This window comes from Lactococcus sp. LG1267 (genome assembly GCF_017309545.1).
Taxonomy (GTDB): domain Bacteria; phylum Bacillota; class Bacilli; order Lactobacillales; family Streptococcaceae; genus Lactococcus; species Lactococcus petauri.
This window is the reverse complement of sequence record NZ_CP071295.1, coordinates 1,018,058-1,040,710: the sequence shown is the minus strand read 5'-3', so window position 1 is coordinate 1,040,710 and position 22,653 is coordinate 1,018,058. Positions and strand designations below refer to the sequence as shown.

Genomic DNA, 22,653 nt, shown 5'->3' with positions numbered 1-22,653 from the left:
TGTCATACAGTTTTCTATAAGCCATGTTTTGTTCAGGTCTTGCGACCGTCGATAACCATCTGTCTGGGGAAGATAGTCTTCCCCCTCGACCACGCCTTCAATTCGGCTAGTCAAGTGCCCCGACCATAAGTTTGGGTTGCTCGCTTGAGGGGTTTACCACGTTCCAATCTTACCGTTTCCAGCAAGCCTCGTCTCTTTGGCACTTTTACAGAATACTCATGCATATCAAAAGACTTAGCACTTTCTTCAGCCGTTAGGCATGACACTCCTACCTTGGTTTATTGTTTCACCAAGCACAAACACTACGGGCATCGCAGCCCGTGCGAGCATGGACTTTCCTCATGATACCAAAGGTATCACGCAGTTATCCAAAAACTGTTTTTTCTTTTTCATTAAATTATGAAGTCAGCTTTATGCTTCTTCACTTGAAGCACTTCCTGGACCAAAAACAGCTTGTTCCAAACGGTTAATACGTTTAAGAAGCTCAAAGTTACTTGGTTGACCAATTTCTGTTTTTGGTTTATTGATTCGGCTTGAAACCACGCGGCTCATGTTATCCAAACGTTGTGTTTCTTCCAAATTTGCTTGGTTAGGACGACTTGCTTGAGATTCAAGTTCTACGATTTTTTTCTTCAAAAACTCGTTTTCTTCTTGCAAGCGCAATACTTCTGCTTGAAAAGCTTCGTAATCTTGAATGACGTCATCGAGGAGCTCGTCAACTTCTTCTTTATCATAACCACGCATTTTTGTTCTAAAGTCAGCTTCATAGATATCTTTAGGTGTAAATTTAAATGTTGCCATATCGTCCTCTTTTATCATTTCATATCAAAGTTTTATCATCTTTAATCATAGCAGAATTTTTTTAATTTTTCAAGTCAATTATCCACTGGAAAATATCCGGATAAATGGCTTGTTATAAGTCTTTCAAAGCTAACTTAATCAAGGCTAAATCAAACAAATAATTTGCATCTACTCCTGAGCTTTTTATTTTATAATCAAGTTCAATGAGGGACAATGTAGCTTGTGCCAGAAAGTTTTCCTGCATATTACGTACTTGCTGGTTTGCTAACTTGACACGATAGGGGTGAATTTTAAGATAAGAAGTTTGTTTCTGTTCATTCCAACCTTTATTTTGCATCAGTTTTACCTGATAATAAAGCCGGAAGGAATTTGTCAAAATAACCAATATTTTGATTAACTCCTCACCTTGCAAAGTCAAATCATGAACTAAATCACGTGCTTGATTCACATCACCCTTCAAAATCAAGTCGGTCAACAAAAAAATATTATCTTGGAGAGATTTAGGAACAACTTTTTCGACATCCGCAAGAGTAATTGTTCGTTCTCCCACATATGTTTTTAACAAGGAGATGTTTTGTTTGATTACTGGAAAAGAAAAATTTGATTTTTCAAATATCCTTTGGAGAATAGTTCCAGAAAGGCCTGTATCGGCAAAAACTCGACTTAACTCTTGAGGTTTTAGTTCTTGTGCTTCGAGCAGAGTGGCTTGTGTTTTTAGCTTTTTCGTGAGTTTCAGTCGACTGTCTAACTTACCATGTAAAATAAGAATCAGCTGTGTAGTTTCGACTGGATCATTCAAAAAATTTTCAAAACGCACTGTCTGTTTTTCATCAAAAACCGCTTTTTTTACTGTTGTAAGATTTGTGAGATTTTCTAAAATAACCAGCTTTTGCTCAACAAAGAAAGGCAAACTCTCTAGCTCTTCTAAGGCAAGATTTGCATTGGCATTATTCAGGTCAAAATATGCTTGCCCTAAGTCCGTACTGTCAAAATGGACATACTCTAAAAGTCGACTTTTTAGTTCTTGAACAAGATCTTCTTCCTCTCCGTAAAGTACCAATATTTGAGGCAGACCTGCTTTTTTTATTTTTTCTAATTCTTCAAAAGCGCTCATGCTTCGTCAAACTCCTGTCCTTCTAAAAATTCTCCATCTTTTGTAACGAGAACTTTTCGTGGTGTTGTACCTTTGGCTGGGCCGACAATACCTGCTGCCTCCAGTTCATTCATCAGATCGGAAGCGCGGTTGAAACCGACTTTAAGCGCACGTTGCAACTGGGCCGTCGAGGCTTTTTGAGCAGAAATAACCATATTGCGCGCTTCTTCAAACAAGGGATCAGCTGAATTTGATGGTGCTGCTGTGCCACGGCTGCTGTCTTCTTCAGCTTCACCAGGATCAAAGCTTTCATCATAGTCAGCTTGGGATTGATTTTTAATAAAGTTCACGACTGACTCAACATCAGAATCTGATAAGAAGGCGCCTTGTAAACGTACAGGATGATTTTCATCAATGGGTTTAAAAAGCATATCCCCCCGTCCTAAAAGTTTCTCTGCACCATTTGTATCAATGATTGTGCGAGAATCTGTCCCGCTGGATACAGCAAAAGCGACACGTGAAGGAACATTTGCCTTAATCAAGCCAGAGATGACATCAACGGATGGACGTTGCGTTGCTAAAATCATATGGATACCAGCTGCACGCGCTTTTTGTCCAAGACGGATAATCGCGTCTTCAACTTCCTTACTAGCTACCATCATCAAGTCAGAGAGCTCATCGACAATAACGACGATTAATGGTAAGGTTTGATATTTTTCATTCGACTGTGCATTGTATTTTTCTATTTTTTCATTATAACCTGCAATATTACGTACCCCTGCTTGACTAAAGAGTTCATAGCGGTTTTCCATTTCATCTACCACCTTTTGTAAGGCACGTGATGCTTTACGAGGGTTCGTTACCACAGGAATAAGAAGATGAGGAATATCGTTATAAACAGAAAGTTCAACCATTTTAGGATCGACCATCAAGAATTTCACCTCACTAGGCAAGGCTTTCATCAGGATAGACGTGATAATACCGTTCACAGCAACAGACTTACCTGAACCTGTAGAACCTGCTACAAGTAAGTGAGGCATCCGTGTCATATCAAAGGTGCGAATCGTACCGTCTAAAGCTTTTCCTAAAGGCAACTCGAGCAAACTGTTCGTTTTGGGTTGAGCATTTTCCCAAAGTTCTCGGAAACCAACGGTTGCAACTTCACTGTTAGGAATTTCGATACCGATAAGGGATTTCCCAGGTATTGGTGCCTCAATCCGTACATCCTTTGCTGCCAGCGCTAAAGCTAGATCATCTGATAAGTTGACAACACGCGAAACTTTCACCCCGGTAGCTAATTTAATTTCGTACTTGGTAACGGATGGGCCTACAACAGCAGATTCAACTGATGCCGAAATCTTGAAGGATTCTAATGTTCGCTCTAGGATTTGAATATTTTTGCGGACATTTTCTCGTTCTCCCGCTTGATTTTTTGTTGGAATTTCTTCCAATAAATCAATCGTCGGAAGTTGATAAAACTCGTTGTCAACAGAACGTTCAAAACTGATTGGCTCTTGGTCATCCTCTACTTCCTCTTGCGGTTGTATAGCCCCCATTTCTTTTGTAGGTGATACTGGCGTATCAGGAATAGCTATAGGAATTTCGGAAAAGTCGGAAGTTGTATTTTCTTCAAACATGGGCTCGCTTGGGAGAGGAACTTCTTCTGCTTCCATCGCCCGTAAGTTTCTTTCAGCTTCTTCTTGAGCTTTGGCTTTTTCTTCTAAGAGTGCTGCTGCACGTTTTGCTTCAGCACGATCTGCCATACGCGTACGTGTTTCGCTTATATTTCTTTTAAGAAAAATACGTAGCCGTGCAATCAAAGCGGGTGCCATAAGACACAATGCGACAAGCCACAGAATTCCCACAATAATATAAACACCTATTACGGAAAAGAGGGCTTTAGCTGGACCAAAAAACAAGTCTCCTAAAAAACCACCGCCAAGAAAATGCGTCACCTGTCCTTTTTTCAGATCAGACATTGCTAAAACTAAAGCATTTTTATTGGGCGACAGGACATCATATTTTGCATGAAAAACAAGAAGAAGTCCAAAGAAAAAGAGAGCTAACCCTGGTAAAAAGCGTTTGTTTTCACGAAAGAAATCCTTTTTGAAAACCGTCATAAACATGACGAATAAAACGATTAATAAGAAAGTGATTGCTAATGATCCTACAGCCAGTCGGGTGACATTATATAAAAAGACACCAAATAAGCCCAAACGTGCTAAAGCAAATAAAATGATAATAAAGCTCCCAAAAAAAGCCGCCATTTTTTTATTAGCCGTCCAAAATTTAGTATTTGACTTTTTAGTCGATGGTTTCTTTGCTGTTGAACGCTTCGCTTTTGGTTTTGATTTACTTTTTGTTGTTCTTTTTGCGGGCATATTATTTCTCTGTTCTAAAACTTAATATTACTCTTTATTGTAACATTTTACAGGCTTATCTTTCAATACTGACTTTTAAGACATTAAAAAGCCGAAAGCTTGTGCTTTCGACTTTTATCTTGCTTCATTATTTTACAACCATAACATTACATGGTGCATGGTTAACAACATAACTTGCAGTTGATCCCACAAGTACACGGTCAATAGCACCTTTACCTGTTGAACCCATAACAATCAAGTCAATATCATTTTCCTCAGCAAAATCAACGATTTCTTTTTTAGGAGAACCACTCACTTGAAAAGCTTTGTACTCAACTTTGTCACCAATAAGTTTTCCTGCTTCATCAAGAATTTCTGTTGATTGTTTTTCCGCTTCTTCCAAAACAGCTGGCATGATGTAAGCTGTGCCATACAGCTGCGCAACGTCTTTAGCATGTACTACAAATAAAGATGCTTGGTTTCTTTTAGAAATCTCAATAGCTTCTTGGATAGCTTGATTTGCTTGATCAGATCCATCTACTGCGACTAAAATATTTTTGTAATTTTCTCTCATTGTAAACGCCTCCTTTTTCTTTATTATAAGATATTTTCATATCAAAGTCCAATAAAAAGTTTAAAATTTTTATTTTTTATCACTTTTTTCTCATTGAATTGGTTTATATCCATGTTATTTAACTTAATAAGTTAATCATACCTGAATATCCGAGGTGTTTGGCATAATCTAAGGCCGTTAAATTATTGTTATCACGTAATTCAGTGTTTGCTTTATATTGCAAGAGGGTCTTCACGATTTCTTGATAGTGTGCTGAACCATCTCTCAATGCCACTGCTTCAATCAATGCTGTATATCCATAATTATTTTGATGATCAATATCCACTTGACCGTCTTCCAGTAACATTTTTACATTTTCCAAATGTCCTTTTTCAGCTGCTGGAATCAAAGCATTTCCTCCAAAGCGGTTATAAACTTTTTGGTTAGGTTTACTGTGTTGCAAAATATATCGCAGGATTTCGGTTTTACCTTGAGCCGCTGCGTAAAGGTAAGGCGAATCTTGAATGTGATCTTGTGAATTAACATCTGCCCCATTATCTATCAATAGCTGAGCTAGGGCAATATTATTTTCATGAGTCACGATAAGTAAAGGTGATTCTCCTTGTGCATTTCTCTCATTAATATCTGACTGATTAGCTTTGATACTTTTTTCAATTTCAGATAAGCTCTTCTTTTCTGTTACAGCCTCTAAAACTTTCATCGGTTTGACCTCCTCTTTTTTCGAAGTTGCCTTTTCGTTGGTGGATGCTGCCTTTTGTGAAGTCGAAATCGTAGTGCTTTGTTTAACTTCGCCTTCATGAGAACTTTGATTATCTTGTTTGGAACAGCCTACTAAAAGAACAAAGGCTAGTCCAGAGAGAATCAAATATTTCCTCAAAACAACCACATCCTCTCGTTTCATTCTATGCTATAAGTTCATCTTAACATTTATCGTATATTATTTAAAAAATTCTGACTTATAACTTTTAGAGTGGTTTTGAAATAATCCAGGATAGATAATACTAAAAGAAGATTATTAACAATAAAATAAACTATTGTGATACAATGAACTTATGGAAAATATAAACGCTTACAAGGCTTTAGCCTTTTTTGACCTTGACGGAACTTTACTTAACGGACAGAGTCAGCTAGACCCTGATGTCATCGATGCTATCCATGAAATTCGCCGTAATGGTGTCCTTCCCTTTATTGCCACAGGACGTGGACATTTTGAGCTTGACAATATTATGGCAGCCACTGGCATCACCGGTGCTGTTGCTATGAATGGACAATATATCGTTTTAGATGGCCAAACGATATATAAAGATCCTATTTCAATTGAAAACATCGAAAAATTACACACGTTAGCTATCGAGCAAGACGAAGCACTTGCCTTTTATGGCAAAGAGGGCTATTGGGTAGATCGTCATACGGATTTTGTCCGTCAAGCTTATGCTTATACACATATGCCACTTCCCGAGATTGACCCCGAAGGTTACAAATCAGAAGAAGTCAATATGCTCTTATTATTGACTGATAAACTGTCACAAGTGGATTATTACAAAGCACAGATGCCCGAACTTAATTTCTTTATGAATGCTCCTACTTCTATCGATATTACAAACATCTCGACCAATAAAGGTACTGGGATTACACATGTGAAGGACGTCCTCAACTTTAAGGGGGAAACCTATGCTTTCGGTGATGGACGAAATGATCTCCATCTTTTAGCTGCTGCAGACCATGGTACAGCTATGGGTAACGCGGTACCTGAACTCAAAGAAATCGCTGATTTTATAAGCAGTAAAAATACAGAAAAAGGTATTGTGAATGCCTTTAAACATTGGAACTTTATTTAGACACCCAAAAAGCAGAGCGTCCTCTAGACACACTGCTTTTTTTATTCTCTTATTTTATCTGGTCAAATCAATCCGCTTGCCCAGTTTATCCATAATAATTGCACCAATAAGCAAACTTGCAAATTCACCCACAGCTAATGTAAACCAGGTCCAGAAGAAAGGCATTCCGAAAAGAAAATGCATTTCCAAAGCGATAGTTACCATACTGATTGAGAAAAATATTGCAAAGTAGAAAAAGGCTTTATTGAGCTGACCATTGAAAAAGTACTGTTTCATATAGCGTTCAAAAAGTAGCACTCCTAAAGTCAAGAAGATAAGCGTTGACAGACCACCCACGATAACATCAACCCAAGTAAAGCTGAGGAAATTTGAAATCATACATCCAATAGTCACAGCAATAATATATTTTTTATTAAAGAAAGCTGTAAAGTTGAGCATTTCTGAAATCCTAAATTGCATAGGACCATAAGAAATAGCATTGAGTGGTGGTGTCATCGTAAGGACAACGTAAAGAGCAGCAACAATGGCAATCGTCACCATGTCGTAAACAGTAGATTTTTTCAATTTTTTCTCCTTTAGCGGCTGAATACCGCCTATAATATGCTCAGGCAAAGGTTAAAAGTCCTGAGGATTGCTGATAATTTGCAACTTTTATATTATATCAATTTTCTTGAAAAATGAAAAGACTTCTCTGAGGTATAAAAAAGCTCAGCCTTAAAGACTGAGTTTTTATTTGATTGTCCAGCCGCCATCGATAGGAACCACTGCCCCCGTCAAATAGGAACTTTCTGGACTGGCTAGAAATAGGGTCAAATCTGCAACTTCTTGAGGTTTTGCCCAGCGTTTTGCAGGAGTTTCTTTTGCTACCCATTTTGCCATTTCTCCATTGTTTTCAGTAAAGTCCTTAGCGTTCATCGGTGTATCGATGGCGCCAGGAGCAATACCGGCAACTTGGATACCATGCTGCGCTTCATCTAAGGCAAGTTGCTTTGTAAAACCAACAATAGCATGCTTACTTGCAGTATAGGCAATACCTCCACCACCGGCAACTAGACCAGCAACTGAAGCCATATTGATGATTACACCAGACTTTTGCTTTTTCATTTGAGGCAAAAAGGCAGAGGTCACGAGAAACATACTGTCAAGATTAGTTGCTAGGATTTTTTTCCAAAGTGAAAAGTCCGTATCTTCCATCGTCCGATAGTCATCGAGCTGACCTGCTGTATTGAGCAAGATATCAATTTCACCTACCTGTGCGGCTAATTGTGCTACCTTTTCAGGAGAGGAAACATCACAGACGATAGTCCTAAAATCTGCAGTGAATTCTTGTAAGTCCACGCCAATAACTTCTGCACCTGCTTGTATAAAAGCCTGCGCTTGGGCTTGACCAATTCCGCTGGCTGCTCCTGTTACTAGAACCTTTTTCCCTTTAAATTTTTGATTAGTCATTCACTAAAATCCAGTCTGTCGCCAATACGTCACAAGGTGTAGGCGCCCACATGCTAAAACCTTCACCTTCTCCTGTGACATTAATCAGAAAGTAAGGTGTAACTTGCAGTTTTTCACCGTTATCAAGTGTAATACTGTCATATAAGGCAACATAGTTTTCTGCGCCTCCCCAGCCTGTGCGTACTATTTTTTTCCCAGCTTTAAGTTCTGGAAGAATTTCTTCAAATGTCATCTTTAATTCCTTTCTGAAACTGCATCACTCTTCTTATATTAGTAGTGTTTTAATTAGTGTTTTAATTTTAACATTTTGTGCTTTATTTTGTCATTTTTTGTTTCAGCTTGACAAGATGATTTGCTTCAACTAGAATGAAGCTATGAAAAATACAGAAAATAATCAAAAAATTGTTATCATCACCGGTGCATCAAACGGCATGGGTTATGAAGCTGCCAAAACTTTTGCTCAACGCGGTTGGCAGGTTTATGCTGGCGCACGTCGTGTTGAAAAAATCCCCACTGATGAGGGAATTATCCCACTAAAACTTGATGTTACAGACAGCAAAAGTAACCAAAACTTTATCCAACATATCATTAATCATGCAGGACGAATTGATGTGTTAATCAATAATGCCGGCTACGGTGAGTATGGTCCCGCTGAAGAAATTCCCATGGAAAATGTTCGCAAACAATTTGAGACAAATTTCTTTGGAGCTGTAGAATTGACACAACTGGTCCTTCCCATCATGCGTCAACAACACTTTGGACGAATCGTTAACATTTCAAGTATCGGTGGTGATGTCTACATGCCGCTAGGTGCTTTTTATCATGCGACAAAAGCTGCAATGCAACAATGGTCTGATGTTCTTGATACGGAAGTTAAAGCTTTTGGCATTCGATCAATCGTTGTACAACCAGGCGGTACTGCTTCCAACTGGAGTACCATCGCTATGGAAAATGCCGAAAAAAATCTTCATCCAGATAGTCCTTACCAGCCTTTAGTTCAAACTGTACGCGCAGCACTCAGTGGTAACTTTGGGAGTTCAGCGACTTCTGCGGATTTGGCACAAGTTTTTTATAAAGCATCAACAGATAAGAAAGCTCAAGCTCGTTATTACAACTCCTTTTTGGACCGTATGATGGTACATACAGCGCGTGCGCATCCTAAACTTTATATTAAATTTTTTAATCTCGGATTGAAACAAATGGGCAAGCGTAAAAAATAAAAATAGAGAGCACTTCTTGCTCTCTATTTTTATTACCCGATTAATGATCCGGCAGGTACGTCAGCAGGCGCTTCAAGCACACGCAACTTACCATCAAATTCAGCAGAGAGAATCATCCCTTGACTGACATATTTCTTCATCATTTTACGTGGTTTTAAATTCGCCACGATTTGTAATTTTTTACCGACAAAGTCTTGTTCGTTAGGATAAAATTCGGCAATTCCTGACAAGATTTGACGTGGTTCTTCATCACCTGCATCTAACTTAAAGCGAAGCAAACGATCTGAACCTTCAACACGGCTGACTTCCAGAACTTCAGCGACTTTCAACTCAATCTTTTCAAAATCATCAAACTTAATTTCTGGTAAAGTAAGATTGAGTTTAACATCCTCTGGCACCCATTCTTTTTCAGGAAGTTTTCCACCAGCCATTTGTAACTTGATGTATTCTACTTCTTCTTCCTTATCCAAACGAGGGAAGACAGGTTCACCTTTTTCTACAACTTTATGCGTAAATTCGTAACCAAAAGCTAAATCTTCTAAAGAGAACTCTTCTTCAGTTAAACCTAATTGACCAAAAATCTTCTTGCTTGTTGCACGCATGAAAGGTTGCAAGAGTGCCGCAACAATACGAAGATTTTCTGCTAAATGATAAAGCACATTATTAAGTTTATCTTTGTCATCTTCAGATTTCGCAAGGACCCAAGGCGCTGTTTCATCGATATATTTGTTTGTACGTGAGATAAGAACCCAAACTTCATTTAAAGCAACATTGAATTCAAACTTATCCATAGCTGTGTGGAATTTTTCCAAAGTTTCAGCAAGGACTGTTTCCAAGGCAGCATCAAATTCTGTTGTTGCGTCATTCTTAACCAAAACACCACCATTATATTTGTTGACCATAGCAACTGTACGATTGAGTAAGTTTCCAAGATCATTTGCCAAATCATAGTTGATACGGTCAATAAAGTCTTCTGGTGAAAAGACACCATCAGAACCAAAAGGTAATGCGCGCATGAGATAATAACGCACTGTGTCTAAACCATAGCGATTCACCAACATATCAGGATAAACGACATTTCCTTTAGATTTTGACATTTTACCGTCTTTCATCACCAACCATCCATGACCAAAGACTTGTTTTGGTGGTTGCATACCTAAAGCATGAAGCATGATTGGCCAGTAAATAGTGTGGAAACGTACGATTTCTTTTCCGACCATATTCACACCGGGCCAGAATTTATCCAGTTTGCTGGTATCATCTGAACCATAACCTAAAGCAGTTACATAGTTAAGCAAGGCATCAAGCCAAACATAAACCACGTGTTTCGGATTGGATTTTACAGGAATCCCCCAAGTGAAGGTCGTACGACTCACAGCCAAGTCTTCCAAGCCCGGTTTAATGAAATTGTTGATCATCTCATTTTTGCGAATCTCAGGTTGGATAAAATCTGGATGTGATTCATAATAACTTAAGAGCCAGTCCGCATACTTGCTCATACGGAAGAAATATGACTCTTCTTCGATCCATTCTACTTCGTGCCCTGATGGTGCTTTACCACCAATGACTTTACCATCTGCATCATGGTAAACTTCTTCCAACTGTGTCTCCGTAAAGAACTCTTCATCAGAAACAGAATACCAACCCGAATATTTATCCAAGTAGATATCGTCTTGTGCTAGAAGTTGTTCAAATGCCTTTTGAACGGCTTCTTCATGATATTTATCTGTAGTACGGATAAATTTGTCATAAGAAATATCCAGCATTTTCCACAGTTCTTTAACATCTTCCGCCATTGGGTCCAAATATTCTTTAGGTGTCATTCCCAACTCTTCAGCCTTACGTTGAATTTTCATGCCGTGTTCATCAAGGCCTGTTAAATAAAACGTATCAAAGCCCATCAAACGTTTGTAACGTGCGAGAACATCACAAGCAATCGTTGTGTAGCTTGAACCGAGATGTAATTTCCCTGAGGGATAATAAATCGGCGTTGTGATATAAAAGTTTTTGTTTTCAGTCATTTTTTTCTCCTAATTCGTGCCCTAATGAAAGCCACTTGATTAGTATTTTTCCAATTGTAGATTGAAAAAAGCCTTGTTTCTATTATAGCATATCCTTTTCAAGTAAATCTTATTCTAAATAAGTTTTACTGATTTTTCGCTAAAATAAATTTACTCTCAGTTTCCCGTGTTATTTGCCAACCGATAAGGTATGTTATAATTAACCTAATAAAGACAAAAGGATTTTATTATGACTTACAAATTTATCTCATGGAATATTGATTCGTTAAACGCAGCATTGACCGGTACGAGTGATCGTGCAGCTCTATCAATGGCTGTGGTTGACCAACTTGCCACATCTGAAGCCGATGTTATCGCTATTCAAGAAACAAAGCTCAATGGTGACCTCAAAAAAACAAACAAAGTATTTGATGTTTTAGCCAGCCATTTCCCAGAATATGAAATTGTTCACCGTATCAGTACACCACCTGCACGTAAAGGTTACTCGGGAACGATGTTTCTTTATAAGAAAAGTTTGCCTGAACCAATCATCACCATGCCTGAGATTGGAGCGCCAGAGCCCATGGATAGCGAAGGTCGTATCATCACCTTAGAATTCCCCGAGTTTTTCATCACAACAGTTTACACACCAAATGCGGGTGATGGTCTTAACCGTTTGGACTTACGTGGACAATGGGATGATCAATATCGCGCCTACTTACAAATGCTTGACCTCCAAAAACCTGTCTTAGCATGTGGTGATTTTAATGCTGCTTACACAGAAATCGACCTTGCCAATCCTAAAGGAAACCGTAATTCTGCCGGATTTACTGATCAAGAACGTGAAAAGTTTGGACTTTTATTAGATGCTGGATTTACAGACAGCTTCCGTAAAATTCATGGCAATGTAGAAAGTTACTATGCGCCAGAACGTAGTATCTACACATGGTTTGCTCAACGCTCTCGTACAGCTAAAATCAATAATTCTGGCTGGAGAATCGATTATTGGCTGGTTTCTGACCGCATTGCCGAGCAGATTACACGCGCAGAACCTTTAGATTCAGGTGCTCGTCAAGATCATGTTCCCATCGTTTTAGAAATCAATATCTAAAAAGCACGACTTTTGTCGTGCTTTTCTTTCTTAATGTGCAAGCTCTTGATACGCTTCTTCTTTAAAACCTATCAAAATAATTTTATCATCTTTAACAATCAGTGGGCGCTTAACCAACATCCCATTGGAAGCTAAGAGTTCCGCTGCTTCGTGCTCGCTCAAGTCTGCTAACTTGTCTTTTAAGCCCATCTCACGATAAACCAAGCCACTGGTGTTGAAAAACTTTTTAACAGGAACCTCTGCAAACCATTTTTCAAATTGCTCAGCTGTTGGTGGGGTTAGCTTAATATCGATAGCATTATAATCAATATCTAGATTATCCAAAGTCGCCTTTGCCTTACGGCAAGTTGAACATTTAGGATATTCATAAAAGTCGTACATTTGTCATCCTCCCTTGTTCTCTATTTTAACAAAAACTAGGGCAAAGCTGCTCGTTTTTATTACTTTTACAGGGGGATGCAATTTTAAAGAAAATAAAGATTATGTTAAAATAAGATAAGAATATAAATTAAGGAGATTATTTTATGATTTGGTCACTTATAGTTGGTGCTCTCATTGGTATGGCTGCTGGAGCAATCACATCAAAAGGCTCAAGTATGGGCTGTATTGCAAATATTGTGGCGGGTCTTTTAGGCTCATTTGTTGGACAAAAGCTTTTAGGAAACTGGGGACCACAATTGGCTGGAATGTCACTCATCCCTTCAATCGTTGGTGCAATTATTGTCGTACTTGTAGCTTCCGCTTTATTTGGTAAAAAGGATAATTAAAACGTTCATAGAGCGTTTTTTTTTTTAACAAAAAAACAAGCAATTATCTCTTGCTTGTATAAAATTAATATTTTCTAAAACGTTGGTAGCGGCTTTCTTGAAGTTCTTCTTCTGAAAGTTGTACCAAGCTGTTGAGATCTTTTTCAATAATCGTTTTCAAGTTTTCCATAAGGTTTTCTTCTTGAACAACACCCTCAACGATCCCCATTTCAAGCTGATCTTCAGCTTTTATTTTCATCAAATCGGCTGCTTCATCACGACGTGAGCCATCTTTCCACAAGATTGTTGCAAAACCTTCTGGAGAAAGAACCGAATACATGGCATTTTCCAACATATAAACCTTGTTTGCGACTGCTAAAGCTAAGGCTCCACCAGAACCACCCTCACCAGTGATAAAAGTTAAAACAGGAACTTTCAAATCGGACATCTCAAAAAGGTTGCGCGCAATCGCTTCACCCTGCCCACGTTCTTCTGCTTCAATCCCTGGATAAGCCCCGGCAGTGTTGACAAAAGTAATGATTGGACGCTTAAACTTCTCTGCTTGCTTCATTAATCGCAAGGCTTTTCGGTAACCATTAGGACTAGGTTGACCAAAATTTGTTGCTAAATTTTCTTCGAGATTTTTTCCTTTTTGAATACCAATGACGGTGACAGCTCTGTCTTGAAAAGTTGCAATCCCTCCAACAATGGCTTCGTCATCTGTAAACTGACGATCGCCATGAAGTTCAAAAAAGTCCGTAAAAATTTCTGAAATAATTTCCCGTACTGAAACGCGATCGTTAGCACGTGCTTTGTTAATAATTTCTGCTATATCAGACATTTTTTACACCTCCGTGAAATTTCAAGAGTAAGGCTAATTTCTCACGCATTTCTTGACGTTTAACAATCGCATCGACAAAGCCATGTTTCAACAGAAATTCTGCTTTTTGGAAGTCATCAGGTAGCGTTTGACGCACTGTCTGTTCAATCACACGACGTCCCGCAAAACCAATCAAAGATTGTGGCTCAGCCAAGATAATATCGCCAAGCATGGCAAAAGAAGCTGTTACCCCGCCTGTTGTCGGATCTGTTAAGACTGTAATGTAGAGCAAACCTGCATTAGAATGTTTCTTGACAGCTGCTGAGATTTTCGCCATCTGCATCAAAGACATAATTCCTTCTTGCATCCGTGCACCACCAGAAGCCGTAAAAATAACCACTGGAAGTTTTTCAGCAGTTGCCATTTCAAAAAGTCGTGTGATTTTTTCACCGACAACAGTCCCCATAGAAGCCATAATAAAAGTTGAATCCATGATTGCTAAAGCCACTTTTTGGCCTTTAATCATCGCTGTACCAGTCATTACAGCTTCATCCAGTCCGGTCTTCTCCTTAGTCGCCGTAAGCTTTTCAGCATAGTTCGGAAAGTTTAACGGATTTTTGCTTTCAATTCCAGTGAACATTTCTGTAAATGAGTCTGAATCAACTAAAAGTTTCAAACGTTCTGGCGCAGTAATTCTGAAGTTATAGCTACAATGTGGACAGATTTTACTTGCGCCAAGGTCTTGGCTGTAAATACTGTGTTTGCAGGCCGGGCATTTAGCAAAAAGCTCGTCAGGCACTTCAGGCTTCGTCATTTCTCCCTGAACAGTTGAACGATTAGGGTTAATTTTAATATATTTTTTCTTTTGAAAGAGAGCCAATTATTTCTCCTTTGTATCAAAAATTTTTACATCTTGATAACGAACGTCTTTAAGCAGATTTTTATCTGCTTACGTTCTTTTTATTTTAATTGTCTAATTATATAATTATACACGCAAAAATTAAATTCGTCAAGAACTAGATAAGTGTCCAAAAATGGCGGAATTATATAAGAACACACACGTATTTATTTCGCCGAAACTTCGTCATAACTTCCTTTACCTCTTTCAAACTATGTTATAATATGAAGAGTTTAATTCTATTAAAATACAAGGTTTATGTATATATTTCTCATCAAGAAGAAGGGAGTTTTTCATGAAAAATAAAACTTTATCGATTATCGTTCCTGCTTATAACGAGGAAGAAACGATTGAACTCTTTTTTGATGAAGTTAATGCCCAAACTTTAGACTTACCACTTGATAAAACCTTTTATTTTATTAATGATGGTTCTTCTGATCGTACACTTGATGTGATAAAAACGCTGAGTCAAAAGCATTCCAATGTTAAATATATTAGCTTTTCGAGAAATTTCGGTAAAGAGGCAGCACTTTTGGCTGGTCTTCGTGCCGCTTCAGGTGATTTTGTAACTGTTATGGACGCTGACCTTCAAGATCCACCAAATATGCTCAACGAGATGTATGATAAGCTTCAAGAAGGTTACGATATTGTGGGAACACGAAGAGTTTCACGGAAAGATGAGCCCTTTATTCGTTCAATTTTTGCTCGAGCTTTTTATAAGATTATGAACACAATCTCAAGCACTCAAATGGTGGATGGAGCGCGAGACTATCGCTTGATGACACGGCAAGTCGTTGATAGTATCCTCGAGCTCCCTGAACACAATCGTTTTTCTAAGGGTCTCTTTTCTTGGGTGGGTTACGATGTTTTCTATTTGGAATACAATAATGTCGAGCGGGTAGCTGGCAAAACCTCTTGGAGCTTTTGGGGCTTGTTGCACTACTCGATTGACGGTATCATTAACTTTTCAGATGCCCCACTTAGCCTAGCTACCTTTATCGGTTTTATTAGCTTCCTTATCTCACTTTGTATGAGCCTTTTTTATGCTTTGAAAACCATCATCTGGGGCGAAATTGTACAAGGTTTTCCTACTCTGATTATTCTTATTCTTATGCTTGGTGGATTACAACTTTTATCTCTCGGTATCATTGGAAAATATCTTTCTAAGGTCTTCCTCGAAACCAAACAACGTCCAAATTACTTTGTGAAAGAGGATAATATTGATAAATAAAAAAACAGAAAGTGGGAACTTTCTGTTTTTTGTATTTTCACGATGAAAAATGGAATTAGGGTTGCTGATGAAGGATAGGAGTTTGCTCTCAAATTTTACTAATTCTTTGTGAGTATTGTAAGCCATTTATGGCCTATTTTAGTTGGTTTTCGTGTGATATAATAATGAAAGCAGAAGTTTATGGACGGTAGCCCAACTGGGAGGTGATACTTATGAAAAATTGTAGGTGATAACCTCACAATGCAGAAAGGCGACAATTTTTCTTGTCAACTTATGAAACCTTGACACTCATGATTGCATTTGCATTATTAGTGCTCAAAGTTTATGATAAAGACAATAAAAAATAACGTCCAACTTTAGCCCGTTGACGTTATTTATAACAAAAAATCGGCTACCGTTCTTAATACGGCTACTTGGGACTTGTTAGCGCAAGTCCTTTTTATTTACTCTTATTATAACATCGCACCAAGGTAATAGCAAGAGCCTTAAAACTGCGAGACATGTATTCCCTAGCAGTCAACATAACCTTACAAGGATAAAAAAACTTGATGATTTACTCATCAAGTTACTTCATGCTTTTATTTTTCCAAATACTCCGGCAAAAATGTATTGGCTAAAAAGCTAGTATCATAATCCCCGGCAATAACATTATCATCTGAAATTAATTCCAGCTGGAAGTCAATATTGGTTGTTAAACCTTCCACATCGAATTCCATCAAAGCACGCTGCATTTTCATCAAGGCTTCAAAACGATTTTCGCCATGAACGATGACTTTTGCAATCATTGAATCATAATAAGGTGGAATAGTATATCCCGTATACATAGCGGAATCCACACGTAGGCCTACACCACCACTTGGTAGAAACAGATTGGTGATTTTACCTGGGCTTGGGGCAAAGTTAAATTTTGGATTTTCTGCATTGATACGGCACTCAATAGCATGTCCTTTGAACTCAATATCTTCTTGTTTCACAGACAGTTCTTGACCATCTGCAATTCGAATTTGTTCCTTAACAATATCCACACCTGAAACAAACTCGGTTACGGGATGTTCAACTTGTACACGTGTATTCATTTCCATGAAGAAGAAATCGCCTGAAGCTTCGTCCAAGAGAAACTCAATTGTTCCTGCGTTTTCATAGTTCACATGCGCTGCTGCTTTGACAGCTGCTTGGCAGATACGTTCGCGTAAAGTATGTCCAATCGCGACAGATGGGCTTTCTTCAAGAACTTTCTGGTTATTACGTTGGAGGGAACAATCACGTTCTCCTAAGTGAATAACATTACCATGTTGGTCTGCTAAGATTTGGACCTCAATATGACGTGCAGGGAAAATCATTCGTTCGATAAACATTGCACCATTGCCAAAAGCTGCTTTGGCTTCAGCGGTAGCTGCTTCGAAAGCGGGGACGAGTTCTTCAGCATTGCTGACTTTACGGATACCTTTTCCGCCACCACCGGCTGATGCTTTCAGCATGACAGGATAACCAATCTTATTGGCTAAATCCAGTGCTTCTTCACTCGTATACACTTCACCTTCAGAACCTGGCGTAACAGGAACGCCTGCTTTGACCATTTCTGCACGCGCGTTAATTTTATCTCCCATCATATCCATGACCTGAGCTGAGGGACCGATAAATTTGATATTCATTTCTTCACAAAGACGTGCAAACTTTGAATTTTCACTCAAAAAACCAAAACCTGGATGAATGGCTTGGGCTCCAGTAGCAACAGCGGCTTCTAGAATATTATTCATATTCAGATAAGACTCTGTTGCACGGGCTGGGCCAATACAAATAGCTTCATCTGCCAGTGCTACATGTAATGCATCACGGTCAGCTTCTGAATATACGGCAACAGTAGCGACACCGAGTTCGCGTGCCGCACGAATAATACGTACAGCAATTTCACCACGATTGGCGATTAAAATTTTATTAAACATAGATTGATAACTCCTACCAATTTCTCTTTTATCCTCTGTTTCTGGTATAAAAGAGTGTCACCAGGCCTTGAGCTCGGTGCATTATTTGGGATTATAGTGGCAAAAGCCACGATCAGTAAACTCAAAGCTTTTAAACTTCAAAGTATACTTACTTTTAAAAGTTGCCACAGACTAACTGTGGCATTGATTATTTTTTTATTTTCCTAAAGCAAAAGTTAGTGTGCCTTTTGCAGCTAATTTACCATCAACCTTAGCTTCCGCTTCAACAACAGCAATTGGACCACGACGCTTGATAAACTTTGCATGCAAGATCAATTGATCGCCAGGTACAACTTGTTTTTTATACTTTACATTGTCCATTCCTGCATAAAATACGAGTTTTCCTTTGTTTTCAGGTTTTGAAAGTTCCAAAACACCTGCAGCTTGCGCCAAGGCTTCCATAATCAAAACACCCGGCATTACTGGATATTGGGGAAAATGCCCTTGGAAAAATTCCTCGTTAATCGTCACATTCTTAATGGCGGTAATTTCATCATCCGCGATATCAATAACACGATCCACTAAAAGGAAAGGATAACGGTGAGGCAATGCCTCCATAATTTTTGTGACGTCAATATTTACTTCTGCCATTTTTACCGCTCCTTTACTTAATGCGTACTAATTCTTGACCGAATTCAACTACATCTTCAGCATTAACCATGATTTCAGTGATAACACCGTCTTTAGGTGCTGGAATTTCGTTCATAACTTTCATTGCTTCAATGATGAGTAAGGTTTGACCTTTTTTAACTGAATCTCCTACACTAACGAACTCAGGTTTACCTGGAGCTGGTTGCAAGTAAGCTACACCAACTAAAGGACTTGTTACTGCTTCACCTTCTACTGTAGCAACTTCTTCTACAAGTTCTGTTTCTACTGCAAGTTCTGTAGAGCTTTCGCTTACAGGCATTGGTGCACTTACTTTTGTTTCTGGAAGTGCTGTTCCTGTGGGCGCTGCAAGAATTTTATTTTCGTTTTTTGAGAAAGACAGTTCTCCTTCTGCTGTGCGCCAAGAAAATTCACGCAAGCTCGAACCGTCAAACTGTGTCATCAAATCTTTTACTTCATTAATATTCATTTTTATATCCCGCTCGCTTTCTTTTCCACAATCTAAGTTAAAGTGCACTTAGACTCTGAGAAAGAAAGCAGAGTGCTTATCTTTCTTTTAAACTAATCTGTGAATTTTTTAAAGGCCAATACGGCATTGTGTCCACCAAACCCAAAGTCTTGTGACAATGCATAATTGATTTCAGCATCTTGACCTTGGCCAAGAACGACATTAATTGTCATGCCTTCGTCCAATTCTTTTGTTCCAGCGTTAACTGGTGCAAACTGATTTAAAATGGCTTGTACAGTTGCTACTGCTTCAATAGCTCCTGTCGCTCCGAGAGCATGCCCGTGCAAAGCTTTTGTTGATGAAACCAAAGCTTTATCCCCAATAACATTGTGGATAGCTTTTGCTTCCGTCTCTTCATTAGCATGTGTTGATGTACCATGTGCATTGATATAATCAACATCTGCTCCAGAAATCCCTGCTTCTTCTAAAGCAAGCTTCATCGCATTTTCAGCACCAACACCTGATGGAGTTGTCATATGGTAAGCATCGTTTGTGTTACCATAACCAACAATTTCAGCTAAGATATTTGCACCACGTGCTTGAGCATGTTCAAGACTTTCCAAAATCAAGACACCTGCACCTTCACCCATCACAAAGCCCGAACGGTCTTTATCGAATGGACGACAAGCAATTGAAGGATCTGCCTCTTTTGTCAAAGCAGTCAAGTTGGCAAACCCAGCAATACCAAGTTCACAAATTGCAGCTTCAGCACCACCAGCGATAATAGCATCTGCATAACCGTGTTTGATTTCACGGAAAGCTGAACCAATAGAATTTGCACCTGCTGCACATGCTGTTACTTCAGCACGCGATACACCACGAGCACCTGTGCGCAAGGCAACATTACCTGTCGCCATGTTGGCAATTGCCAGTGGTACATAAAGTGGTGTTACTTTACGTGGACCTTTAAGAAGTGCTTGTGAGTTCTTTTGTGTTTGCTCCAAGCCACCGATACCTGAAGCCATGATACAACCTAAGCGATCGTAATTTGTGTTCTCTGGAGTTATGCCTGACATTTCCATAGCTTCAAGAGCCGCATAAACAGCATAAAGTGAGAAAGTATCCATACGACGGGCATCTTTTTTCTCGAAATGCTTCTCAAATGGAAAATCTTTAACTTCAGCTGCTACACTGATTCCTGTCGCTTCAGCATCAAAGCGCGTAATTGGACCGATACCTGTTTGACCAGATTTTAGGCCATTCCAAAATTCTTCTGGTGTATTACCGATAGCACTGGTTACACCGTAACCTGTAATGACTACACGATTCATATTTTTTCTCCTTTGGAGTTTGTTACAAACTTCTTTTTAGTCTAATCTGATATAAGGCTACATTGCCATACCACCGTCAATAGACAATACTTGCCCTGTCATGTATTCTTGCTCTGCAAGGAATTTCACAACTGTGGCAACTTCTTCTGGTTGACCAAATCGTTTCATTGGGATTTGACCCTTCATTGTATCCTTGACTTTATCCGAAAGAACTTCAGTCATGTCAGAATCAATAAAGCCAGGAGCAACAGCGTTGACGCGGACATTGCGCCCAGCAACTTCACGTGCAATTGATTTTGTCAAACCAATCAATCCCGCTTTGGAAGCTGCATAATTAGCTTGGCCGGCATTCCCAATTAAACCGACAACAGAAGTAATATTAATAATTGCCCCTTCTCTCGCACGCGTCATTGGTTTTAGAACTGCCTGTGTCATATTGAAGGCACCTGTGAGATTTATTTTTAAAACAGCTTCGAAATCTTCTTCGCTCATTTTCAATGATAAACCATCACGAGTTATTCCCGCATTATTAACCAAAACATCAACCGACCCCAAAGCATCTACTGCCTCAGCAACCATACGTTTAGCATCTTCCGACTGGGAAATATCACCAGATACGCCAACAGCCTTAACACCAAAAGAAGTGAACTCTGACAAAAGTTCTTCAGAAATGGCAGAACGTCCATTGATAACTACGTTTGCCCCAGCTTGAGCAAACTGTAAAGCAATCGCCTTACCAATACCACGTGTTGAGCCCGTCACAAAGACATTTTTATTTTTAATTTCCATTATTTTTTCCTGTTCTTATGATTTTTAATTGCTCTCAAACCAAGTTCTACAGTGACAACTTTTACTCATTGAATAAGTTTAAGCTTCTTCTGTCACCAAAGCCTTGAATGAAGTAAGATCTTCAACATTCGTAAAGCTTGCTTCTTTGTCGATTTTTTTTATAAAACCAGAAAGAACTTTACCAGGTCCAACTTCAATAAAGCGCTGTACACCAAGTGCTTTCATTGTTTCAATGGATTCGTAGAAACGTACTGGCTCCATAACTTGACGCGTGAGGAGTTCTTTTACTTCTGAGTCTTTCATAACTTTCGCTGTCGTATTTGAAATCAGCTCCAACTTAAAGCTATTAAAATTAACCTGTTCAAGTTCTTTGGCTAACTTTTCGCTCGCGGGTTTTAAGATGGCTGTATGGAAAGGACCAGATACTTTCAGCTCAATCAGACGTTTTACGCCAGCTTCTTTTAGAAGTTCAACGGCGTAATCAACGGCTTCAGCTTGACCACCAATAACAATTTGAGCCGGAGTATTATAGTTTGCTGGGCTTACAATTCCACGTTCCGCTGCTTGTTCACAAATTTCTTCGATCAAAGCAGCTTCTGTATTCATCACAGCAACCATTTTACCTGATCCTGTTGGTGCAGCTTCAGTCATGTATTGACCACGTTTTGCTACTAAAGCAACAGCTTCCGCAAAATCAAGTGCACCACTGGCTACCAATGCAGAGTACTCGCCTAAAGAAAGTCCAGCCACAAGATCTGGCTTAATACCTTGTTCTGAAAGCAAACGAAGGATTGCTACAGATGTTGTTAAAATAGCTGGTTGTGTATATTGTGTCTCGTTGAGTTTTGTTTCATCATTATCGATTAACTCCCGAAGATTATAACCCAAGACTTGACTTGCTTGATCAAAAGTTTCTCTGACAATGTCAAATTCATCATAAAGGTCTTTAGCCATACCCAATTTTTGAGCGCCTTGACCAGAAAAAAGAAATGCTGTTTTCATATTTTTAAGATTTCACAAAATTTAGATTTTTGTGACACTTTCCTAATTTTCAAAATTTATTATAAGTGAAAAACGGGGCTTTCACCCCATTAATTCTCTTATTGTTGAGCTTCAACATATTTAACGAGATCAGAAACAGTTTTCATGTCCGCTTCTGTATCTACTTCAACATCGAATTCGTCTTCGATATCGTTAATGATTTGGAAAAGGTCAAGTGAGTCAGCATCGAGTTCTTCAAATGAAGTTTCGAGTGTTACTTCTTCTTTTTCTTTGCCGAGTTCGTCAGCGATGATGTCTTGTACTTTTTCAAATACTGCCATGTTATTTCTCCTTTAATGTGTAGAAAGTATA

24 protein-coding genes, 1 other RNA gene and 1 riboswitch are annotated in these 22,653 nt (G+C 38.8%); of the genes, 5 read left to right on the top strand and 20 right to left on the bottom strand.

Annotation, left to right across the window (positions count from 1 at the left end):
• Positions 1–12: 12 nt before the first annotated feature.
• The 6 genes from rnpB to J0J33_RS05150 all read right to left on the bottom strand — a co-directional run bounded on the left by rnpB (position 13) and on the right by J0J33_RS05150 (position 5,729).
• Positions 13–376, bottom strand: an RNA gene (gene rnpB / locus J0J33_RS05175) — RNase P RNA component class B.
• 35 nt (positions 377–411) lie between these two features.
• Positions 412–801: a DivIVA domain-containing protein gene (locus J0J33_RS05170; RefSeq protein WP_206888379.1), complete on the bottom strand. Its 390-nt coding sequence runs from the start codon at positions 799–801 to the stop codon at positions 412–414.
• 112 nt (positions 802–913) lie between these two features.
• Positions 914–1,915 (bottom strand): DNA polymerase III subunit delta, encoded by a 1,002-nt coding sequence (gene holA, locus J0J33_RS05165; protein WP_206888376.1) that lies wholly within the window; start codon positions 1,913–1,915, stop codon positions 914–916.
• Entirely contained in the window at positions 1,912–4,275 is a 2,364-nt protein-coding gene (locus tag J0J33_RS05160) for a DNA translocase FtsK (protein WP_206888373.1), read from the bottom strand. The genes holA and J0J33_RS05160 overlap by 4 nt, the downstream gene beginning before the upstream one ends.
• Before the next feature lie 127 nt (positions 4,276–4,402).
• Positions 4,403–4,828, bottom strand: coding sequence for a universal stress protein (locus J0J33_RS05155; protein ID WP_019293778.1), 426 nt, complete (start codon positions 4,826–4,828; stop codon positions 4,403–4,405).
• Positions 4,829–4,946: 118 nt separating this feature from the next.
• Complete coding sequence (locus tag J0J33_RS05150) at positions 4,947–5,729, bottom strand: ankyrin repeat domain-containing protein (protein ID WP_206888370.1); 783 nt, start codon at positions 5,727–5,729, stop codon at positions 4,947–4,949.
• A gap of 151 nt (positions 5,730–5,880) precedes the next feature.
• Between J0J33_RS05150 and J0J33_RS05145 the strand changes: the two genes are divergently transcribed.
• A complete protein-coding gene (locus J0J33_RS05145) occupies positions 5,881–6,666 on the top strand; it encodes a Cof-type HAD-IIB family hydrolase (protein WP_019293780.1) in 786 nt (261 codons plus the stop codon).
• Between the two features lie 54 nt (positions 6,667–6,720).
• Here J0J33_RS05145 and J0J33_RS05140 read toward each other — a convergent pair whose 3' ends face one another.
• The 3 genes from J0J33_RS05140 to J0J33_RS05130 form a co-directional block, all read right to left on the bottom strand.
• Positions 6,721–7,230 carry a QueT transporter family protein gene (locus tag J0J33_RS05140; protein ID WP_019293781.1) on the bottom strand — a complete coding sequence of 170 codons (510 nt, stop codon included), beginning with the start codon at positions 7,228–7,230 and terminating at the stop codon, positions 6,721–6,723.
• A riboswitch (PreQ1 riboswitch) is annotated at positions 7,229–7,332 on the bottom strand. It overlaps the preceding gene by 2 nt.
• A gap of 63 nt (positions 7,333–7,395) precedes the next feature.
• Positions 7,396–8,115, bottom strand: a complete 720-nt coding sequence (locus tag J0J33_RS05135) for a 3-oxoacyl-ACP reductase (RefSeq protein WP_019293782.1) — start codon at positions 8,113–8,115, stop codon at positions 7,396–7,398.
• On the bottom strand, positions 8,108–8,347 hold the full coding sequence (locus J0J33_RS05130; protein ID WP_004258747.1) for a DUF2829 domain-containing protein: 240 nt from the start codon (positions 8,345–8,347) through the stop codon (positions 8,108–8,110). Before J0J33_RS05130 ends, J0J33_RS05135 begins: the two co-directional genes overlap by 8 nt.
• Before the next feature lie 142 nt (positions 8,348–8,489).
• Here J0J33_RS05130 and J0J33_RS05125 point away from each other — a divergent pair, with 142 nt between their 5' ends.
• Positions 8,490–9,335, top strand: a complete 846-nt coding sequence (locus J0J33_RS05125; RefSeq protein ID WP_206888367.1) for an SDR family NAD(P)-dependent oxidoreductase — start codon at positions 8,490–8,492, stop codon at positions 9,333–9,335.
• A gap of 32 nt (positions 9,336–9,367) precedes the next feature.
• Here the strand turns inward: J0J33_RS05125 and metG are convergent, their stop codons facing one another.
• A complete protein-coding gene (gene metG / locus J0J33_RS05120) occupies positions 9,368–11,356 on the bottom strand; it encodes a methionine--tRNA ligase (RefSeq protein WP_206888364.1) in 1,989 nt (662 codons plus the stop codon).
• A 229-nt stretch (positions 11,357–11,585) separates the two neighbouring features.
• On the opposite strand from metG, the gene J0J33_RS05115 reads away from it, so the two are divergent.
• Positions 11,586–12,446: an exodeoxyribonuclease III gene (locus J0J33_RS05115; RefSeq protein ID WP_019335673.1), complete on the top strand. Its 861-nt coding sequence runs from the start codon at positions 11,586–11,588 to the stop codon at positions 12,444–12,446.
• Between the two features lie 30 nt (positions 12,447–12,476).
• Here the strand turns inward: J0J33_RS05115 and J0J33_RS05110 are convergent, their stop codons facing one another.
• Positions 12,477–12,827 (bottom strand): arsenate reductase family protein, encoded by a 351-nt coding sequence (locus J0J33_RS05110; RefSeq protein WP_019335674.1) that lies wholly within the window; start codon positions 12,825–12,827, stop codon positions 12,477–12,479.
• Positions 12,828–12,970: 143 nt separating this feature from the next.
• Between J0J33_RS05110 and J0J33_RS05105 the strand changes: the two genes are divergently transcribed.
• Positions 12,971–13,213 carry a GlsB/YeaQ/YmgE family stress response membrane protein gene (locus J0J33_RS05105; protein WP_017368954.1) on the top strand — a complete coding sequence of 81 codons (243 nt, stop codon included), beginning with the start codon at positions 12,971–12,973 and terminating at the stop codon, positions 13,211–13,213.
• A gap of 64 nt (positions 13,214–13,277) precedes the next feature.
• Here J0J33_RS05105 and accA read toward each other — a convergent pair whose 3' ends face one another.
• Positions 13,278–14,033 carry an acetyl-CoA carboxylase carboxyl transferase subunit alpha gene (accA, locus tag J0J33_RS05100; protein WP_019293787.1) on the bottom strand — a complete coding sequence of 252 codons (756 nt, stop codon included), beginning with the start codon at positions 14,031–14,033 and terminating at the stop codon, positions 13,278–13,280.
• Positions 14,026–14,892, bottom strand: coding sequence for an acetyl-CoA carboxylase, carboxyltransferase subunit beta (gene accD / locus J0J33_RS05095; RefSeq protein ID WP_040086536.1), 867 nt, complete (start codon positions 14,890–14,892; stop codon positions 14,026–14,028). Before accD ends, accA begins: the two co-directional genes overlap by 8 nt.
• 313 nt (positions 14,893–15,205) lie before the next feature.
• Between accD and J0J33_RS05090 the strand changes: the two genes are divergently transcribed.
• Positions 15,206–16,141, top strand: coding sequence for a glycosyltransferase family 2 protein (locus J0J33_RS05090; RefSeq protein ID WP_206888361.1), 936 nt, complete (start codon positions 15,206–15,208; stop codon positions 16,139–16,141).
• A gap of 578 nt (positions 16,142–16,719) precedes the next feature.
• On the opposite strand, the gene J0J33_RS05085 is transcribed toward J0J33_RS05090, so the two are convergent.
• From J0J33_RS05085 to J0J33_RS05055, 7 genes are all read right to left on the bottom strand, one after another.
• A complete protein-coding gene (locus tag J0J33_RS05085; protein ID WP_019293790.1) occupies positions 16,720–18,084 on the bottom strand; it encodes an acetyl-CoA carboxylase biotin carboxylase subunit in 1,365 nt (454 codons plus the stop codon).
• A gap of 195 nt (positions 18,085–18,279) precedes the next feature.
• The gene (gene fabZ / locus J0J33_RS05080) at positions 18,280–18,714 is read right to left on the bottom strand and encodes a 3-hydroxyacyl-ACP dehydratase FabZ (RefSeq protein ID WP_004258779.1); all 435 of its coding nucleotides are present in this window, start codon (positions 18,712–18,714) and stop codon (positions 18,280–18,282) included.
• 13 nt (positions 18,715–18,727) lie between these two features.
• Positions 18,728–19,201 (bottom strand): acetyl-CoA carboxylase biotin carboxyl carrier protein, encoded by a 474-nt coding sequence (gene accB / locus J0J33_RS05075; protein ID WP_019293791.1) that lies wholly within the window; start codon positions 19,199–19,201, stop codon positions 18,728–18,730.
• 92 nt (positions 19,202–19,293) lie between these two features.
• Complete coding sequence (gene fabF, locus J0J33_RS05070) at positions 19,294–20,511, bottom strand: beta-ketoacyl-ACP synthase II (protein WP_019293792.1); 1,218 nt, start codon at positions 20,509–20,511, stop codon at positions 19,294–19,296.
• 57 nt (positions 20,512–20,568) lie between these two features.
• Positions 20,569–21,300 carry a 3-oxoacyl-[acyl-carrier-protein] reductase gene (fabG, locus tag J0J33_RS05065; RefSeq protein ID WP_019335678.1) on the bottom strand — a complete coding sequence of 244 codons (732 nt, stop codon included), beginning with the start codon at positions 21,298–21,300 and terminating at the stop codon, positions 20,569–20,571.
• Between the two features lie 78 nt (positions 21,301–21,378).
• The gene (gene fabD / locus J0J33_RS05060; protein ID WP_019335679.1) at positions 21,379–22,302 is read right to left on the bottom strand and encodes an ACP S-malonyltransferase; all 924 of its coding nucleotides are present in this window, start codon (positions 22,300–22,302) and stop codon (positions 21,379–21,381) included.
• 98 nt (positions 22,303–22,400) lie between these two features.
• Entirely contained in the window at positions 22,401–22,622 is a 222-nt protein-coding gene (locus J0J33_RS05055; RefSeq protein ID WP_003135454.1) for an acyl carrier protein, read from the bottom strand.
• Between the last annotated feature and the right edge of the window lie 31 nt (positions 22,623–22,653).

Excerpts from the sequence above, each read along its gene's own strand:
- J0J33_RS05135 (WP_019293782.1), bottom strand. The coding sequence starts at position 8,115 with ATGACTAATCAAAAATTTAAAGGGAAAAAGGTTCTAGTAACAGGAGCA.
- J0J33_RS05145 (WP_019293780.1), top strand. The coding sequence starts at position 5,881 with ATGGAAAATATAAACGCTTACAAGGCTTTAGCCTTTTTTGACCTTGAC.
- fabZ (WP_004258779.1), bottom strand. The coding sequence starts at position 18,714 with ATGGCAGAAGTAAATATTGACGTCACAAAAATTATGGAGGCATTGCCT.
- J0J33_RS05150 (WP_206888370.1), bottom strand. The coding sequence starts at position 5,729 with ATGAAACGAGAGGATGTGGTTGTTTTGAGGAAATATTTGATTCTCTCT.
- J0J33_RS05130 (WP_004258747.1), bottom strand. The coding sequence starts at position 8,347 with ATGACATTTGAAGAAATTCTTCCAGAACTTAAAGCTGGGAAAAAAATA.
- J0J33_RS05090 (WP_206888361.1), top strand. The coding sequence starts at position 15,206 with ATGAAAAATAAAACTTTATCGATTATCGTTCCTGCTTATAACGAGGAA.
- fabG (WP_019335678.1), bottom strand. The coding sequence starts at position 21,300 with ATGGAAATTAAAAATAAAAATGTCTTTGTGACGGGCTCAACACGTGGT.
- accA (WP_019293787.1), bottom strand. The coding sequence starts at position 14,033 with ATGTCTGATATAGCAGAAATTATTAACAAAGCACGTGCTAACGATCGC.
- metG (WP_206888364.1), bottom strand. The coding sequence starts at position 11,356 with ATGACTGAAAACAAAAACTTTTATATCACAACGCCGATTTATTATCCC.
- J0J33_RS05155 (WP_019293778.1), bottom strand. The coding sequence starts at position 4,828 with ATGAGAGAAAATTACAAAAATATTTTAGTCGCAGTAGATGGATCTGAT.
- fabD (WP_019335679.1), bottom strand. The coding sequence starts at position 22,302 with ATGAAAACAGCATTTCTTTTTTCTGGTCAAGGCGCTCAAAAATTGGGT.
- J0J33_RS05170 (WP_206888379.1), bottom strand. The coding sequence starts at position 801 with ATGGCAACATTTAAATTTACACCTAAAGATATCTATGAAGCTGACTTT.
- J0J33_RS05055 (WP_003135454.1), bottom strand. The coding sequence starts at position 22,622 with ATGGCAGTATTTGAAAAAGTACAAGACATCATCGCTGACGAACTCGGC.
- holA (WP_206888376.1), bottom strand. The coding sequence starts at position 1,915 with ATGAGCGCTTTTGAAGAATTAGAAAAAATAAAAAAAGCAGGTCTGCCT.
- J0J33_RS05115 (WP_019335673.1), top strand. The coding sequence starts at position 11,586 with ATGACTTACAAATTTATCTCATGGAATATTGATTCGTTAAACGCAGCA.
- J0J33_RS05110 (WP_019335674.1), bottom strand. The coding sequence starts at position 12,827 with ATGTACGACTTTTATGAATATCCTAAATGTTCAACTTGCCGTAAGGCA.
- fabF (WP_019293792.1), bottom strand. The coding sequence starts at position 20,511 with ATGAATCGTGTAGTCATTACAGGTTACGGTGTAACCAGTGCTATCGGT.
- accB (WP_019293791.1), bottom strand. The coding sequence starts at position 19,201 with ATGAATATTAATGAAGTAAAAGATTTGATGACACAGTTTGACGGTTCG.
- J0J33_RS05085 (WP_019293790.1), bottom strand. The coding sequence starts at position 18,084 with ATGTTTAATAAAATTTTAATCGCCAATCGTGGTGAAATTGCTGTACGT.
- J0J33_RS05105 (WP_017368954.1), top strand. The coding sequence starts at position 12,971 with ATGATTTGGTCACTTATAGTTGGTGCTCTCATTGGTATGGCTGCTGGA.
- J0J33_RS05125 (WP_206888367.1), top strand. The coding sequence starts at position 8,490 with ATGAAAAATACAGAAAATAATCAAAAAATTGTTATCATCACCGGTGCA.
- J0J33_RS05160 (WP_206888373.1), bottom strand. The coding sequence starts at position 4,275 with ATGCCCGCAAAAAGAACAACAAAAAGTAAATCAAAACCAAAAGCGAAG.